Origin of the sequence: Marisediminitalea oceani (genome assembly GCF_003731635.1) — a bacterium.
Taxonomy (GTDB): Bacteria; Pseudomonadota; Gammaproteobacteria; order Enterobacterales; family Alteromonadaceae; genus Alteromonas; species Alteromonas oceani.
Genome location: NZ_RCUA01000087.1, coordinates 34,447 through 51,760, shown reverse-complemented (window position 1 = coordinate 51,760; position 17,314 = coordinate 34,447). Strand labels below are relative to the sequence as shown.

At 51.0% G+C, this 17,314-nt stretch carries 14 protein-coding genes; 8 read left to right on the top strand and 6 right to left on the bottom strand.

Going from position 1 to position 17,314, the window contains the following annotated elements; genetic code table 11:
* Positions 1–6 precede the first annotated feature (6 nt).
* Complete coding sequence (locus D9T21_RS21720; protein ID WP_123327259.1) at positions 7–1,119, top strand: PQQ-dependent sugar dehydrogenase; 1,113 nt, start codon at positions 7–9, stop codon at positions 1,117–1,119.
* A gap of 37 nt (positions 1,120–1,156) precedes the next feature.
* On the opposite strand, the gene D9T21_RS21715 is transcribed toward D9T21_RS21720, so the two are convergent.
* Both D9T21_RS21715 and D9T21_RS21710 read right to left on the bottom strand, forming a co-directional pair.
* Positions 1,157–3,220 carry a S9 family peptidase gene (locus D9T21_RS21715; protein ID WP_123327258.1) on the bottom strand — a complete coding sequence of 688 codons (2,064 nt, stop codon included), beginning with the start codon at positions 3,218–3,220 and terminating at the stop codon, positions 1,157–1,159.
* A 25-nt stretch (positions 3,221–3,245) separates the two neighbouring features.
* Positions 3,246–3,557, bottom strand: a complete 312-nt coding sequence (locus D9T21_RS21710; protein WP_123327257.1) for an Mpo1-like protein — start codon at positions 3,555–3,557, stop codon at positions 3,246–3,248.
* A 121-nt stretch (positions 3,558–3,678) separates the two neighbouring features.
* Between D9T21_RS21710 and D9T21_RS21705 the strand changes: the two genes are divergently transcribed.
* Positions 3,679–4,539: a thioredoxin family protein gene (locus tag D9T21_RS21705; protein WP_123327256.1), complete on the top strand. Its 861-nt coding sequence runs from the start codon at positions 3,679–3,681 to the stop codon at positions 4,537–4,539.
* Positions 4,540–4,551: 12 nt separating this feature from the next.
* Here the strand turns inward: D9T21_RS21705 and D9T21_RS21700 are convergent, their stop codons facing one another.
* Positions 4,552–4,968: a hypothetical protein gene (locus D9T21_RS21700; protein WP_123327255.1), complete on the bottom strand. Its 417-nt coding sequence runs from the start codon at positions 4,966–4,968 to the stop codon at positions 4,552–4,554.
* Positions 4,969–5,074: 106 nt separating this feature from the next.
* Between D9T21_RS21700 and D9T21_RS21695 the strand changes: the two genes are divergently transcribed.
* The 5 genes from D9T21_RS21695 to D9T21_RS21675 all read left to right on the top strand — a co-directional run bounded on the left by D9T21_RS21695 (position 5,075) and on the right by D9T21_RS21675 (position 9,120).
* Positions 5,075–5,263 carry a DUF2065 domain-containing protein gene (locus tag D9T21_RS21695; protein WP_123327254.1) on the top strand — a complete coding sequence of 63 codons (189 nt, stop codon included), beginning with the start codon at positions 5,075–5,077 and terminating at the stop codon, positions 5,261–5,263.
* A gap of 113 nt (positions 5,264–5,376) precedes the next feature.
* Entirely contained in the window at positions 5,377–6,675 is a 1,299-nt protein-coding gene (locus tag D9T21_RS21690; RefSeq protein WP_123327253.1) for an adenylosuccinate synthase, read from the top strand.
* A gap of 96 nt (positions 6,676–6,771) precedes the next feature.
* The gene (locus tag D9T21_RS21685) at positions 6,772–8,154 is read left to right on the top strand and encodes an aldehyde dehydrogenase family protein (RefSeq protein WP_123327252.1); all 1,383 of its coding nucleotides are present in this window, start codon (positions 6,772–6,774) and stop codon (positions 8,152–8,154) included.
* 36 nt (positions 8,155–8,190) lie between these two features.
* Positions 8,191–8,610 (top strand): VOC family protein, encoded by a 420-nt coding sequence (locus tag D9T21_RS21680; RefSeq protein ID WP_123327251.1) that lies wholly within the window; start codon positions 8,191–8,193, stop codon positions 8,608–8,610.
* Between the two features lie 216 nt (positions 8,611–8,826).
* Positions 8,827–9,120, top strand: coding sequence for a hypothetical protein (locus D9T21_RS21675; RefSeq protein ID WP_123327250.1), 294 nt, complete (start codon positions 8,827–8,829; stop codon positions 9,118–9,120).
* Positions 9,121–9,560: 440 nt separating this feature from the next.
* Here D9T21_RS21675 and ggt read toward each other — a convergent pair whose 3' ends face one another.
* The 3 genes from ggt to pbp4b are packed head-to-tail and all read right to left on the bottom strand — an operon-like array spanning position 9,561 to position 15,046.
* Complete coding sequence (ggt, locus tag D9T21_RS21670; RefSeq protein ID WP_105936147.1) at positions 9,561–11,246, bottom strand: gamma-glutamyltransferase; 1,686 nt, start codon at positions 11,244–11,246, stop codon at positions 9,561–9,563.
* A gap of 4 nt (positions 11,247–11,250) precedes the next feature.
* Entirely contained in the window at positions 11,251–12,627 is a 1,377-nt protein-coding gene (locus D9T21_RS21665) for a Na+/H+ antiporter NhaC family protein (RefSeq protein WP_123327249.1), read from the bottom strand.
* Positions 12,628–12,661: 34 nt separating this feature from the next.
* Positions 12,662–15,046 (bottom strand): penicillin binding protein PBP4B, encoded by a 2,385-nt coding sequence (gene pbp4b / locus D9T21_RS21660; protein ID WP_123327248.1) that lies wholly within the window; start codon positions 15,044–15,046, stop codon positions 12,662–12,664.
* Between the two features lie 432 nt (positions 15,047–15,478).
* On the opposite strand from pbp4b, the gene D9T21_RS21655 reads away from it, so the two are divergent.
* Positions 15,479–17,314 (top strand): glycoside hydrolase family 3 protein, encoded by a 1,836-nt coding sequence (locus tag D9T21_RS21655; protein WP_241155793.1) that lies wholly within the window; start codon positions 15,479–15,481, stop codon positions 17,312–17,314.

Here is a 17,314-nt window from a genome sequence, read left to right as displayed (position 1 = left end):
ACGATTATGAAGCGACCTCAATATAAGGTTGCAACGTTAACAGCACTGGCTCTGGCCGGTGCTGTTGCGTTTAGCAGCCAGGCGACAGAAACAGTGAATGTAAACGAACTGGCCACTGGCCTCGACCACCCATGGGGAATGACATTTCTGCCCTCTGGTGAGATGCTGATTACTGAACGAAGCGGTCAAATTCGCAAGTTTAATTTTGCCACCGGGCTGAGTAAGCCGTTAAGCGGCGTTCCTGAAGTAGCTGCGGAGAATCAGGGCGGTCTGCTGGATATCACCGCCGATCCGGACTTTGCCGATAACCAGACGGTGTATTTTTGTTATTCGCGGCCGACCGATGGTGGCAGTAGTTCCAGCGTAGCCAGTGCCACTCTGAATGGCACCAGTCTGACCAACGTGAAAGATATTTTTGTGGCCGATTCGGTGGTGAATAATGGTTTCCACTTTGGCTGTCGACTGGCTTTTGATAATGATCAGCATCTGTTCGTCACGCTGGGTGACCGCTATAAATACATGAAAGAAGCACAGAACACCGACAATCACTTTGGCAAGATTGTACGCATTGAGCGTAATGGTGATGTGCCCGAAGACAACCCCTTTGTAGAGGGCGATGCACCAGAGGTATTTAGTTACGGGCATCGTAATGTCCAGGGCTTAACCGTGCACCCGCAAACCGGGGAAGTCTGGGCCATGGAACACGGCCCGAAAGGCGGAGATGAGGTAAACCTGATTAAAGCCGGTAACAATTATGGCTGGCCGGTAATTACCTATGGTATTGATTACAACGGCAGTATTATTTCCGATAAAACCAAGCAGGAAGGTATGGAACAGCCCGTTCTGTACTGGGATCCGTCCATCGCCCCAAGCGGCATGACGTTCTATGCTTCCGAAGTGTTTAAAGACTGGCAGGGCGATTTGCTGGTGGGAGCACTGAAGTTTCGCCACCTGCGCCGCATTAGCTTTAATGAGGCTGGCGAAGTGGAGTCACAAACCGAGTACCTGCGCGACCGTAACGAACGGATCCGCGACGTAGAAGTGGGCCCCAACGGTTTAATTTATCTGTTAACCGATGAAAGTAACGGCAAGTTACTGCAGATAACCCCGGCTAACTAGCAAAAAGGGCTACCTCGGTAGCCCTTTTTTCATGCATCTACTCGGTCTTTGTTTTTGGCCCGGTACGATAGCGCTCGAACCAGGCAAGGATATTGCCGACTTTCTGGATCAGCCGTGACGGTTTTGAGGCAATGCCGTGGGATGCTCCCGGCAGGCGCAACATGGCCGACTCTACACCACGCAGCTTCAGGGCCTGATAGAACTGTTCAGACTCACTGATTGGCGTGCGGTAATCAGACTCACCGGTCAGCAGCATGGTTGGCGTGGTAACGTTACCTACCAGTGATAACGGCGAGTGAGCCCATAAATGGTCCGGGATTTCCCAGGGCATACCCGGCATCCAGTACTGGGTAAAGTAGGGGTAAGCGTCGGCCGTTAAGGCAAAGCTCATCCAGTTAATTACCGGTTTGGCAACCACGGCGGCGGCAAAACGGTCGGTCTTACCAATCGACCACGCGGTTAATACACCACCACCAGAGCCACCGGTGATAAACAGGTTGTCGGTATCAATAAAGCCTTTGGCGATGACCCCATCTACTACATCCATCAAATCGTTATAATCTTCTGACGGATAGTTGTGATGGATTAAGTTGGCAAAATCTTCACCGTAAGAAGTACTGCCGCGCGGGTTTGACCACACCACCACATAACCTTTGGCTGCCATTAACTGAATTTCGGCACTGAAGTTGGGGCCGTAGGCCGTGTGCGGGCCACCATGTATCTCCAGAATAAGTGGGTATTGTTTGTTAGGATCAAAGTCTGGCGGGGTAATCATCCAGGCTTCAATAGGGCGTTCATCAACTGTAGACGTTACTGTCATGGCTTTAATCGCCGGCATATTCAGGTGACCGAGCACATCTTCATTGAGTGCGGTTAACCGGGTTACCTTGCCGCGGCTTTCGCGCACAAACAAATCCGCCGGCGTTGAGCCATCGGAGCTGACAAAAGCCAGCGTGCCATTATCGGCCACCGCGAACTCGCCTGAGGTATAAGGGCGCCCAAGCGACTGACCACTCAAAACGATGTTGAGCTTATCCATATCGCCGTCGAGTTCGACTACGGCCACTTTGGTTTGTCCGGCATCCTGATAACTGACGTATAACTCATCACTGTCGTCGCCCCAGGCAAACTGTCCGGTAGTGCGGTCAAAGGATTCGGTAAGGTTAGTCAGCTTGCCGTCTTTCATACGCATCACCCATAAGTCACTGCTCTGGAAGCTTAACTTACGGTCAGTGGTGTGTTTAAACGCCAGGTACTTACCATCCGGACTCAGTTGCGGGCCACTCTCCGGACCTTCGAGGCTGGTGATCTGGTTAAACGTTCCCGAAGCAATGTCCAGAGTGTAAATATCACTGCTCATCACTTCCATGGCGTAGTTGTCGCTGGGGTTGGCAGAAAAGTACAATTTTTTGCCATCGTTTGAAAAGCTCAGATCGCCATTGAGCGGGTAGTCGGTAAACGTTAGCTGGCGGGGGGTACCGCCTTCTACCGGCAACAGGTAAATCTGATTAAAGCCACCAGGTACATAGCCCGCGCCATCGGAGCGGTAGTTGAGGTCATCAATAAACTTACCGGTTTCTGCCCATTTGGCCCTGGCCGGTTTGCCTGGCATATCGGTAAACAAGGGTTTATCTGCTTGCGGGGTAAACTGGGTAAATGCCAGCGATTTTCCGTCTGGCGACCAGACGACATTGCCCGGTGCATGGCTCGTGTTGGTTAACAGGGCGTCTTCACCGCTGTCGAGGTAGCGTACATAAAGTTGTTGTGAACCGGAGCGGTCAGACAGATAGGCCAGCTTGCTGCCGTCGGGAGAAAGTGCGGGGCCGCGCACATTGGCATGCTCAGCAATCAGCGGGCGATGCTGACCACTTTTTACTTCTACCTGCCATAAACTGATGTGCATACGATCGTTCATAATATCGTTACTGCGACGCTCGTAAATGATGTGTTTACTATCGGGCGTAAACACTGGTGACGCTGCGTATTCCAGGGCAAACACGTCTTTGTAATCGAAGGTGGTGGGCGCGCTGTTATCAGCCGCCGCGCTAGCTGATAAGCCCAGCATAACGCTGGCTGCCAGCGCTTTTATGGTGTTATTCATTATTGTTTTTCCTTGCTTACTGTCGTCAGAATTTTATCCTGCCCAGCAGGATATCTTTATACATGACCCAGTCTCCCATTAAGCTGTAAAAGGGATAACGAAAGGTCGCAGGTTTGTTGTGCTCAAATTTAAAGTGGCCAAGCCAGGCAAAGCCATAACCGGCTACCGGAAGTAACCATAGCAGCATTAACTGCCCGGTAAATAAACTCAATATCAGCAGGGTGAGTACCAGTGTTGAACCGATAAAATGCAGTCGCCGACAGGTTACATTCTGATGTTCACTCAGGTAGTACGGGTAAAACTCCCGAAATGAAGTAAAGCGTTTTGTTGTTGTCATCTTATCGCCTTAGTAATTTGTCAGAGATAGTGTAGCATTTGTATTTTAAGGACTTGTAATTAAGGCCAGCGCGCCCATATTCATAAGCACAATAGAACGAAAGCAAACAGGCGAAATAAGCATGCAGCAATTGATGTCGAACAACATCGTGGATTTAACGGTAGAGAACTTTCAGCAGATCATTCTGGAAGTGTCTAAAGAGAAAATCGTCTTAATCGACTTTTGGGCCGAAGGCTATGAGCCTTGCAAAGAGTTATCGCCGATTCTGGAAAAAATTGCCGGTGATTATCCGGACACCCTGTTACTGGCCCGTGTTGACTGTGAGCGTGAGCAGCAGGTAGCCGCACAGTTTGGCATTCGTAATCTGCCTACCGTAATGGTAGTTAAAGATGCGCAACCGGTAGATGGCTTTGCCGGGATGCAGCCGGAAATTGAAATTCGTGCCATGTTAGGTAAATACCTGCCCAGCCCGGAGGATGAATTCCTCGCTAAAGCCGCAGAACTTATTGCTGGCGGTGATTACAGCGGCGCCTTCCCTATGGCGAAGCAAGCCTATGAGATTAACCCGGACAACATCGATAGCAAATACCTGTATATTGACTGCCTGATTGAGACCGGCGCAGTGCCGGCTGCCAAGGAATTACTGGCAGAAATAAAGCTTGTGGATCAGGATCAGCGTTATCATACCCTGCAGGGCAAAGTGGAGTTGGCTGAACAGGCCGCCGATACGCCGGAGATCCGTGCGTTACAGGAACAGGTTGAAGCCAACCCGGATGATTTGCAGGTGAAGGTGGATTTAGCCGTGGCGCTTTATCAGGTGCAGCGTTTTGAAGAAGCGCTGGAATTGCTGTATGGCGTATTGCTTAAAGACTTCGGCTTTGGCGAAGCGAAAAAGCTTATCCTCGATATCATCAATGCTCTGCCGGATGGCGACTCGCTGAAGTCTGGTTACCGTCGTAAAGTATACAGCCTGATGTACTGATATAAAGATGGATCAGGGCTGATATCCCTCTTCTCTGAGCCATTTTATGGCGTCCAAATAGTTAGTAAAGTACTCACGCTTGTAGGCTTTTAAGATCGGATCGTCTGATTTCATCTGCGGGTGAGTGCGCTCCAACTGGGCGTGCTTTATGTGGTTGGTATCCACCACATAGGCTGCTCTTTTTAAGCCATTGCGGATATTGTCGAAAATACCTTCCCGCACAATACCCTGGCACTCGGGGGTACTCATCACCCAGCGCCGGCAATCTACAATGGCTGCCCAGTTGTGCTGTTCAAATTGCCTGGCGATGGGCGCCATCTCATCATTTAGCATATTTGCCATACCCACATCCCACGCTCCGGTGGCATAGATCTCCAGTATGTTATTTGAAACAGTCAGGCTGTACTGACCGAGGTTGGGGAATAGCATGTTCTTTGCTTGGTGATTAGTCGTACTTAATTATAGCCCCCCGGCGTCGCATGCGGTGAATTATTTGCTATAGTGCGGGACAATCACACGCATTTTTGAGACAAGTATGCCAAATTGGTTCTGGGCGGCACTGGCTATGGTAATGATCGTTGAGGGTATCGGGCCTTTGCTCATACCAAACCGCTGGCGGCAATATCTGCGGCAGGTGGCTGAATCTGAGCCCGGCCAGTTGCGTCAGATTGGCGGCACCCTGGTGGTGATTGGCTCAGTTTGTTTATACTTTATAGTGAATTAGCGCTAAACAGGCCAAATATTCACTGGTCAGCTGAATATTTGTGCATAAAACAGATGATCCAGTGGCCTTAATTTTGATAGAATCCACGCCTAATTTTTTAACATACTCGACTCATGGCTAAAAATATTGTGGTCCTTGGCACCCAGTGGGGTGACGAGGGAAAAGGTAAAGTAGTAGATCTGCTTACTGACCGTGCAAAGTATGTTGTTCGCTATCAGGGCGGACACAATGCAGGTCACACACTGGTAATCGACGGTGAAAAAACCGTTCTGCATCTAATCCCATCCGGCATTCTGCGCGAAAACGTTACCTGTATTATTGGTAACGGCGTGGTACTGAGCCCGGAAGCATTAATGACTGAAGTCTCCATGCTGGAAGAGCGCGGTGTACCAGTGCGTGAACGCCTGAAAATCAGTGAAGCTTGTCCGCTTATTCTGCCTTACCATGTAGCACTTGATGTTGCGCGTGAAAAAGCTCGCGGTGCTAAGGCTATCGGCACTACTGGTCGCGGCATTGGGCCGGCTTATGAAGATAAAGTATCCCGCCGTGGTTTACGGGTTGGCGATCTGTTCAATGCCGAAGATTTCGCTGCCAAGTTAAAAGAAGTGCTGGATATCCATAACTTTACCTTAACGCAGTATTACGGCGAAGAGCCGGTTGATTTCGATAAGACCCTGGCCGATGCCATGGCTGTTGCCGATATCCTGCGTGCGATGGTCGTTGATGTGACCGACGAACTGGATAAAGCCCAGAAAGCCGGCCTGCCTATCATGTTCGAAGGCGCGCAGGGCACACTGCTGGATATCGACCACGGTACTTACCCGTACGTTACCTCTTCTAACACCACTGTTGGTGGCGTAGCAACCGGTGCTGGTTTTGGCCCGCTGAACCTGGATTATGTACTGGGTATTGTTAAGGCTTATACCACTCGTGTTGGCTCTGGTCCTTTCCCTACCGAGCTGGATGACGATGTAGGCGAACACTTAGGTGTTAAAGGTCACGAGTTTGGTGCCACTACCGGTCGTAAGCGACGCACTGGTTGGTTTGACGCGGTAGCCATGAAGCGCGCGGTACAAATCAACTCTATCACTGGTTTCTGTCTGACTAAGCTGGACGTACTGGATGGTCTGGAAACCCTGCAAATTTGTGTGGGTTATAAAGATAAAGACGGTAACGTAAAAGACGTTCCACCCATGGCTGCTGATGGCTATGATCTGGTGACGCCGGTTTATGAAGAAATGCCTGGCTGGAGCGACAACACCTTTGGTGTTACCGATTATGACTCGCTGCCTCAGGCTGCTAAAGACTACATCGCTCGTCTGGAAGTGATTACCGGTGTACCGGTGGATATTATCTCTACTGGTCCGGACCGCAATGAAACCATCGTGATGCGCCATCCTTACGACGCATAAAAACGGTTAAAGATTAAAAACCCCGCCTTCGCGGGGTTTTTTTATTGCTGTGAAATAGTGCTAGTATGAACACATCGTACCTGCAGGAGTTGTTTCGTGAGTAGAACACCGGGCGCCATCGTGTCAGTTTTTGAGCGTTTACAGCAGTCCTATGTGCTGGGCAAAACCAAAACCTATGCCTGGCGAAAAGCGCAACTGGAAGCCTTGCAGCGCATGCTCAGCGAAAACGAAGCGGCGTTTGTTGAGGCCCTTAACACCGATCTGGGTAAAAGTGAGGCAGAAGCCTTTACCACCGAAATTGGTTTTCTGCTGAGTGATATACAGCACACTAAAAAACACCTGCGCCAGTGGATGAAAGCCCGCAAGGTCAGCACACCGTTGGTGGCACAACCGGCCCGCAGTTCCCTGCAACCGGAGCCACTTGGTACTGTGTTGATTATTGGTGCGTGGAATTACCCGGTACAGCTCACGCTCGCCCCCTATGTTGCAGCACTGGCCGCCGGAAACTGTGCGCTTCTTAAACCCTCTGAACTGGCGCCGGCCAGCTCTGCACTGATGGCAAGCCTGATCCCTAAGTATCTGGATGGCGATGCGGTGGCGGTAGTCGAAGGCGATAAGGACGTTGCCAGTGAATTACTCTCGTTGCCCTTTGATCATATCTTTTATACCGGCGGTGAAGCCGTGGGTAAAATAGTTATGACCGCTGCGGCTCAAAACCTGACGCCGGTTACTCTTGAGCTGGGGGGCAAAAGCCCGTGTGTGGTAGACGCCAATACCGATATCGCCACCACTGCGCGACGAATCGTATGGGGGAAATGGACCAACGCCGGTCAAACCTGTATTGCGCCTGATTATGTTTTGGTTGAGCGCAGCTGTGCCGACGCGCTCATCGACAAGCTTGGTAAGGAAATCATCCGCCAGTTTGGCAATCAGCCATTGCAGAGCAAGGATTATGGGCGCATTGTTAATGAGCGTCATTTAGCGCGATTAAAGCAATACACCGAAGGGCATGAGATAGTGATTGGTGGCCAGCTCGATGAAGCGCAAATGAAGCTGGCACCCACGGTGATTTTAAATCCGGATATCGACACGCCGGTCATGCAGGAAGAAATTTTCGGGCCGGTCTTACCGGTTATTGAAGTCAGCAGCGTCAGCGAAGCTATCGATTTTATTAAGCGCCGGCACAAGCCGCTGGCGGCGTACTTATTCAGCGAATCACAGAGTATTCAGCAGCAATTTGTTGATGAGGTCAGTGCCGGAAGTGTGTGTATCAATGATACCATGATGTTTATGGCAAACCCGCAACTGCCCTTCGGCGGAGTAGGGAATAGCGGAATAGGCCGCTACCATGGCAAGTTTGGCTTTGATACTTTCAGTCATCTCAAAAGCGTGATGAAACGCAGTTTCTGGTTTGATGTGGCTATTCGCTATGCGCCCTCAAGTGCCCGTAAGCGCTTTTTACTTAAAAAATTACTCTAGTTTAACATTCATCAACGACGAAGGAGCCGTATCGTCATGCCTCAACCTTTTCATTTAGCCATTCCGGTAGACAACCTGGAGAAAGCCCGCGAATTTTACGGCGAGTTACTCGGCTGCAAACAGGGGCGCAGTGATACGCAGTGGATAGACTGGGATTTAGCCGGCCATCAGTTGGTAACGCACCTGGTTAAGGCCATGCCGTCCGCGCCGGAATATAATGCCGTGGATGGTCACAGTGTGCCAGTACCACATTTTGGTGTCGTGCTAACCATGGAAGACTGGCAGGCCCTGGCCGATAAACTCACCGCCGCTAATATGGAGTTTGTTATTAAGCCCTACGTGCGTTTTAAGGGCCAGGCCGGTGAGCAGGCCACCATGTTCTTTATGGATCCGGCCGGCAACGCGTTGGAGTTCAAGGCATTTGCCGATATTAACCAATTGTTTGCGACAGATTAAGCTTACTTGGTGAGAGCTTGCCCTTTAATGCGAACTGATTGTTAATTATGGCGATTTGTAATAATTTAAATAATGTAGCCGTGGCACCGGTGAGTCAGCCACGCCATTGAGTTGCTTAGCTTCTCAGGTAAGGACAGATAAATTAACTCAGCAGTAGTCAGCGTAACAGGCGATGTGCTGAACCTATAACAACAATAATAACCGACAGGATTTATCGTGATTGAAGATGTAGTCGCACAGGCTGGCAAAGGTTTTTTCAGGGGAGTTGGGTTTCTTATTGCAGAGCTGCTGTTCTGGCGGTTGTGCTACATCGTTGGCTGGCCGGTTTGTAAAATCCTCACCCTTGGTCAGTACCCCAGAAGAGTTGAACGCGAGCGAGCCATTTTTCGTCAGGAAAAAGCGCACACCGGTTTTACCTGCGCGGCTACCGGCTTAATCATCCTGCTTGTTTTAGCGGTTATTTACTCCGGATACTGGCCTTCCAGCTTCCCGGCCATAACTTCTGAATAGCCTGAAGCCGCAGACCCCAGCCTATTTTCGATTTTTATTTCAAGCCCTAAACCACCTGCTTCAATAGGTGGTTATCATTCTAGGTAGGGCTTGGCCCGTATATAAGTCAGCAAAGAAAGTTGTATATAGATTGTTGTCGGAGTCGCCGACAGCGACCAGAGGGTGTTGTGCGACCCGGTGACCGTGAACCACTCTGGACTCCCCGCAGCCCTTATCAGTGAAAAGCGTCATCGTCCCTGGCAGAACAAACTAGACCGTCAATGACGGCACATCCCTGTACCGCATTGACTGAATCCTCATCCATGATAATTCTTCCAGTTTGTTATGTCTGCCAGTGACAATGACAACACTGAAGAAGGGCACAATTGTTGTTCTTTCTTCGATTTGAGCCCCGTTTTAGGGGATTAACGCAAAGCCACCTTCTTTAGAAGGTGGATTATTTATTTTACTGACTGCACTACCGCTTTACCCCGTCCGCGAGCTTCGGAAGCGGCTGATAGTTTGCCGTTTTGTTGCATGATCAGGTGCAGATCCCCAAAGTTACTTTCTTTTATGTTGTAGCCCATGTCTTGCAGCGTATTCAGTGTAGCCGGGTCAAACCCTTCATGTACGCGGATTTGATCCTCTGGCCATAACTGGTGATGGAAACGAGGCAGGTTTACGGCTTCTTCTGCACTTAAATCGTATAGCAGGGTGTTGAGAATCGACAGCGTCACTGAGGAAATAATCGTGGTGCCACCGGGTGAGCCGGTCACCAGCTTAACCTGTCCGTCCTCGAGTACAATAGTGGGGGTCATGGATGAAAGCATCCGCTTATATGGCTCAATAGCGTTAGCTTCTCCGCCAATTGCGCCGAAAAAATTTGGCACACCGGGTTTGGCGCTGAAGTCATCCATTTCGTCATTTAACAAAAAGCCCGCGCCTGCAGCCACCACCCCGGCACCAAAGCTCAGGTTTATGGTTGTGGTATTGGCTACCGCATTGCCCCATTGATCAACAATAGAGAAATGGGTGGTATCCTCACTTTCGTGGAGTCCGGGTTTGATTTGTGGGGTAGCTGAAATGGCGGTCAGGTTAATTTCCCGCGCTCGCTTGGCGATATAGTCCGGCGCGATTAACTGCGGTTGAGGCACGGCGAAAAAGTCCGGGTCGCCAAGGTATTCTGCGCGGTCGGCAAATACTCGTTTTCCGGCTTCACTCACCAGATGCAGATAAGGCGCTGAGTTATGCGCAGGTAATATATTTGTTCTGGTCACGTTGTCGACCATGCCGAGCCATTGGGCCACCGCGATACCGCCAGAACTTGGCGGCGGGGCAGTGACAACCTGATAGCCGCGCCAGTCAAAATTAATCGGTGTGCGCCACTGAGCGTGATAACGGGTTAAGTCTTCATGGCTGATTAAGCCACCATTAGCCTGCATGTAGCTAACAATATGATCGGCTGTTTCGCCTTCATAAAAACCGGCCGGGCCGTTATCCCGGATGCGGCTTAAGGTGGCTGCCAGCTCGGGTTGTTTAAATAACACGCCTGCTGTGGCGGCTTCGCCAAAGTAGTTGGCAAAGTTGGTTTTAAGGCCGCGTTTTTCAATACGCTTAATGTAGCGACTCACCCGGCCTGCCAGTTTCTCCGGGACTTCAAAGCCCTCACTGGCATAGGTTATGGCTGGCTGAACCAGGCGTTGCCAGGGTAACTTACCGTATTTTTGATGAGCAGCCCACATACCGGCAACGGTGCCGGGTATACCTGAGGCCTTAGCCCCAAACAATGAGTCGGTAGGGTGTACATCGCCGTTGTCATCGAGATACATGTCACGGGAAGCGTCAGCAGGTGCCATTTCCCGGTAATCAAGGAAATCGGCACTGCTATCCATGTAAATGGTCATAAACCCGCCGCCGCCAATATTGCCAGCTTCGGGGTAGGTTACTGCCAGAACAAATTGCGCCGCGATGGCCGCGTCTACCGCATTACCGCCGTCTTGCATGACATCGAGTGCGACCCGGGCCGCGAATTTATCGGGCATAGCCACCGCATACTCGGCTGTACTGGCCGGTGTAGTGGTGACCTGTTCGGAGGACGAACAAGCGGTGAGAGAAATGATTAAGGCACTTATTAACAGATATCGCATGAAACTAACCCACCATGATTAAACTGGTTATGACATAAAGGATTAAGGTTAATGCACCGCCGGTTAAGGCATAGGGCATTTGCGTGCGCACGTGCTCAAGCAGGTCGCAGCCTGAGGCAATCGACGAAACCGCGGTGGTATCAGAGATCGGCGAGCAGTGATCGCCAAACACGCCGCCGCCCAGAATGGCACCGATAACCAGCGACGGAGGCAGGCCAAGCTGCTGGATCAGCGGCACGCCAATGGGGATAAGAATGGCAAAGGTGCCCCAGGAAGTACCAGTGGTAAACGACATAATGCCGCCGGCTAAGAACAGCATGGGAACAATCAGAAATAATGGTAAGTACTCACCAACTATACCCGCAACAAACAGACCGGTACCCAGCACCTTTAAACTGCTACCAAGAGTTAACGAGAGTAATACGATGGTAACTAAAGGCAACAATTCGCCCATGCCTTTAAAGCCGACATTTACCGCTTCGTGATGGCTAAAGCGTTTGGAAAATACCAGCATCAGGTAGGCCACAGCAGTGGCCAGAATGGTGGCATACAGTACTGACTTACTACCGCTGCCCTGAGAGAGTACGCCATTGCCGGTCCACAGCATAAAGCCAACCATGCTCACTACCATGGTTAAAATAGGGATAACCATATAGCCGGGTTTGGTGGCGGCTGCGGCAGAAAGCTGCTGCTGATTGCTCTCTAACTGTTGCTCCGCTTTGGCCATGGGGCCGTGTACTTTGTCGGCAAACACGGTGTAGGCGGCGATGAGCAGAGCGATGATGGCGTAGAAGTTAAAGAATACCGAGCCCCACAAGATACTGGCCGATGAGGCGGGCAGTTCATAAGTATCGAGCATGCCAAGGACAAACGCGCCCCAGCCATTGAGCAAAATAAGAATACAAATTGGTGCACTGGTGCTGTCGATAAGATACGCAAGGCGCGCGCGGCTCATACCAAACTTATCAAATAAGCCGCGGGCAAAAATACCGGCGGTGAGCACACTGAGGTTAGATTCAATGAAAACAACGATACCGGTGAGCATGGTGAGCCCGCCTACCTGGCGACGACTCTTAGCGACCCCGCGTTTAGTCAGCCAGTCTACCGTTGCGGTAACGCCGCCTGAGTCACGAATATACGCCAGCAGTGCGCCTACCAAAACGCTGAATAATAAAATGCGGGTATTCCCGGCGCTGGTGGCTACGTCTACCACCCGTTCGACGGAAGTTATCGGTGCCAGCAACAGGCTGTCTGTACCAGCGGTGAGGAGTATCAGTGCCTCAGCACTGAGAACCGCCATCAGCAATGCCATAATGACCTCTTTCTTCCAGAAAACGATCACAATGGCGATGACAGGTGGAATGATGGAAACCCAATCCATACGAATGAACCCTTGTTGTTTTTATGTCGTTATTTTAATTGGCCTGTTTGTTCAGAATTGCTTCGTAGACCAGTGAAACGATGCTGCCGTAGCGGCCGGTTTCAAATTGCTTACCGGTAAATTGCAGCTTTTCTTCGTCTTCTTCCACAATGGGCGAATGGCGCGCGTTGGTCAAGAGGATGACGGCCAAATCGAGCGCTGGGTCGATAACTGTAGCCGTGCCTGTCCAACCGGTGTGGCCAAATGCCAGATCGCTGGCATAAGGGCCGAAGTGCCAGCGGTTGGTACCATTGGCCGCCCGGCGCCAGCCGAGCCCATAGTGCCAGAAGCGATTATCCGGTTTGGTGAAGGCATTTATTACATTGCTGTCGAACACATGTGTTTCGCCGTAGCCACCGCCGTTTAACAGCATTTGTGCCATTACGGCCAGTTCATCGGCGGTGGAGAACAGCCCGGCATGACCAGACACACCCTGCATGGCATAAAAAGCTTTTTCGTCGTGAACTTCTCCCTGCAGGGTATATTCACGGATATTCGGGAACGTTATCCGGCCATCGCGGGTATTCCCGCGTAGCTCCGTGGCGGCAAACTCACTTTTGTGGTGGCCTTTCTGCAGCGGGTTGAACAGCGTGTTTTTGAGCCCCAGTGGCTGATACAGCCACTCTTCGCAATATCGGTCCAGGGGCATGCCAGTAATACGCTCCACAATCAGACCAAGTAGCATAAAATTAATATCACTGTAAGAGGCGTTAAGCCCGTTACTGACTTCAAAGGGCGCCTGGGTGATCAGCAGCTCGCTGGTACGTTGGCGGGACTGGGAATAAAAGCGTTTGCCCAGCGGGTTTTCCGGGTCGTAAAAAGCAATACTTGGCGAGTAGCCGGATTGATGTGACAGCAGATCGCTGACCCGTCTTGCCTCACGTCCTGCGCCCAGATATTCCGGCAGGTAATGTTTAATGGGCTGCGTCACATCGAGCTGACCGGTTTCCACCAGATGCATCAGTGCCAGCGTGGTGGCAAACATCTTGGTGTTAGAGGCCAGGTCAAAAATGGTGTCGGTACGCATTGGCTGCGGGCTGGCCAGCGGTAGCCCGTTTTCGTCGTAGCGCTTCTGGTAACCATAGGCAGTACGTTTAATAATTTCGCCGTCTTTGACTATCAGTAACACCGCCCCCGGAAAGCCTTCAGCTACTTCCTGATTGATCAGCTCGTCTACTGCGGTAAAGCGGTTCTGGTAGGCCTGAGTGTTGTCTTTTAATTCAGGGTAGGGTACCTGTATATGCAACTGCGCTTCGGCGGGTGCTATATTGCTCACGGCCAGGGTATTGACGCCGGTTCGGGTGCGGCGGGCCAGAGAATAACGATAGGTATTGTCGGCGGCAAATTCGTCATCCAGCGATAATACTTCGCCGTTAACCGACACCGTCGCCGAAGCTGGCAGGTCGCTCTCAATAATCAGCTCGCCGCGACCGGCATAGCTCTTAAACGCAAAGCGGTCTTTAACATAGGCGCGCTTGGATGGCTTGAGGTCTGGCAACACCGCGTCTACCTGACCGCGTCGAACGCTTGGTAACTCACTTTCGGCGGTGGCAATAGCCAGCTCACGCTCTTTTTCATAACGGCTCAGCAGCGCGTCTTTTTGCTCGGGAAAATACTTATCGAGTAAGGCAAACACGGCGGCCGTGGTACGGCTGTCAGGCTCGCCACTGACATGCCAGGGCAGAAAGTGCATCTGAAACGCAGAAATAGCATTTAGAGTACTGGTATCGGCGATACCGGTTTCGATTACACCATAACCATAAGCGCGCAGTGCACTTTGCAGCAAACCAATACTGGCTGGCTGTTCGTTAAAGGTTTTCCAGTAGTCGGCCAGTGTTTCATTGTCGTACCAGGCGCCAACGCCAGCCTGATATAACTCAAACCATGGAAAGCGCGGGCCGGGATCGTTCTTGCGGTCGAAAGCGATATCCGAATGACCGACTACCGCAGTGGGCTCGATATCCGGGTGTCTGGCAATGATGTCTTTTACCAGCTCAATAACGACTTCGATTTGAGCAGGGTCGTAATCCGGGAAAAAACATAAGCGGTTTGAGCCATGTTCGGCCAGAGAGGGAGCCATATCGCCGTCGCGCTCACATTCCGGCACATTAACTATCTCGATCCCAATGGAGTGGTCATTTAAGCCGGTACGCCCCTGCCAGTAACTTCTGCCGGCATGCCAGGCACGCATATTTTCGTCCACTAACCGGATTATTCTGGGCTTGCCGCCGGGATCGCTCGGATCATTGGATTCAGGTATAAGGTAGTGGGAGCTTAAACCGCCTTCATCAACCAGCGCTGTGACTGAGCGGGCATAGTCAATTGCCGTAAAGTGCAACACCAGTGATTTGACCCGCTCGCCATAATTGGCCGACGGCATTTCAATTACCCGTCGACTGCTACAGCTAATTAAAAGCAGTGCACATAGTGTCCATAACAAAACACCGCGAAAACTTCGGCTGGTCACAGCAATTCCTCTACTCTTTGGTTCATTTGTTGGCCGGGCGTTTGCCTGAGGCACAGACGCTTACATTACTCAAACTACCATACTCGAAAGGCTTGTGCATAATAAAATATTCCTATTGTGTGGTGTGGAGTTGAGCGCTTTTTGGCAACTGTTAATTGTTGGTTAAGCGCTTTTATACAGGCATCTTCGTGTGTTTTTGTTTGCGACTCTGGTTGATAGTGGTAAGCCTTAATGGCTTTGATAAACAAAGATTAAAAATGTCAGGGTGGAATAATTTATTTTTTGTGGTCGCTGGGGTAAGCTTGGTTATCGACGTTGATGCATTTGGAAAGGGCCCTGATAGTGATGCGTACTAAAGCCGTACTGGTGAGTTTACTTGTAATGTTAACCGTAGGCTGCTCCGGCGGGCAGGACAGTGAGTTTATGCTGGGCCAGAAGCTGATGCTGGATATGCGCTACTACTGCGCCGATGGTACGCCAGCGGAAAGTTGTAAAACGCCGGTTACCACCTTGCTTCCTGAGTTTGCCGAAATTATTCGTCAGGGCCAGATTGGCGGGGTGATCCTGTTCGCTGAAAACCTCGACAACAGCCAGCAGATTATCGAGCTAAACTATGCCATTCAGCAGTTGGCTAAAGAGGAAGGTTTACCGCCACTGTTTATTGCCATCGATCAGGAAGGGGGCCGGGTTGCGCGGTTGCCGGATAAAGTGGCAACCCGTTATGTTGGCAATATGGCGATTGGTGCAACCTACCCGCTGTATAACACCACCTTTGCAGAACGGGTGAATAAAGGGATTGCTAAAAGCATTGGTCAGCTTGGGTTTAACGTAAATTTCGCCCCCACTGTGGATGTTAATGTCAATGCTGATAATCCGGTTATTAATGTCCGGTCTTACGGTGAAGACCCTCAAATGGTGGCAGAGCTTGGCGCTGCGGCCGTGGCCGCGTTACAGAGTGAAAATATTCTCAGCGCCCTGAAGCATTTTCCCGGTCATGGCGATACTCATACCGACAGTCATACCGGTCTGCCTCGGGTTGATCACGATCTGGCCACCGTGGAAGCGGTTGATTTACTGCCGTTTCGCTATGCCATTGAGCAGGGGCAGGCTCCGGCAATGATAATGACTGCACACATTCAGTACCCATTGCTTGATGACACCCGTTTTAAGGCACTCGACGGTGAGGATACCCTGGTACCAGCCACCCTCTCGCACAAAATTCTCACCGGTATACTTCGAAATAAAATGGGCTACCAAGGCATTATTGTGACCGATGCGCTGGATATGGCTGGTATTGCACACTATGTGGACCATAAGAACGCGGTGATAAAAACCTTTAATGCCGGGGCGGATATTGCATTGATGCCTTATGCGGTGCGTAATCCACAAAGTCTCAGTCGTTTTTGGGAGCTCTACAAGCAGTGGGTGCAGGCTATGAGCAGCGGAGACATTGACCGCCAGCAAACCCAGTTGTCGGTTAAACGTATTTTGCAGGCCAAACAGCAGTTTGAGCTTGATGAGTTTACTAGCAAGCCGCTGGCGGAACGGATTAAAAGCGCTGTTGATACGCTGCCTGGGGAAGAAAACCAGCGCACCGAAATGGACCTGGCCAGGGCCGCACTAACCCAGGTCTATAATCGTGGTGTGTTGCCACTCAGAGGGAGTCGCTTTTATATAGTCATGCCCGACGAGGCACGTTGCATGGCGATGACAACAGCTTTATTAAAGCTTCAGCCAGGTTTGCAACTCACCTGCGATGCATTAACCGGTATTGATCCTGCAAAAGCCTTGCCCGACATGAATGATACCGATGCTGTGATTGTGGGCGATATTACGCCCCAACACAGCCTCGCTGAAATGGGCGGCATGGCAGACCTGAGCACCTGGCGGAACCGGCCGGATAAAAACACTCAGGAAGCCTGGGTAAGACGACTGTTGGTCAGCGCCGGTGAACAATCGGTTAATGCGGTATTCATTGCGCTCAGAGCGCCCTATATTATTTCGGATTATCGTCACCTTGCTGGCGCCGCCGTGGCTACCTTCGGTTATAACGTCACCGTAACAGGTGCAGAAGAGAAAGGTACAGTTCGCGCTCATGGTGCAGTTTTTACCGCGCTGGCAGAAGGCTTACTCGGGCGTTCGCCGATGCCGGGTAAGTCGCCTGTCACCATCGACGAGTAG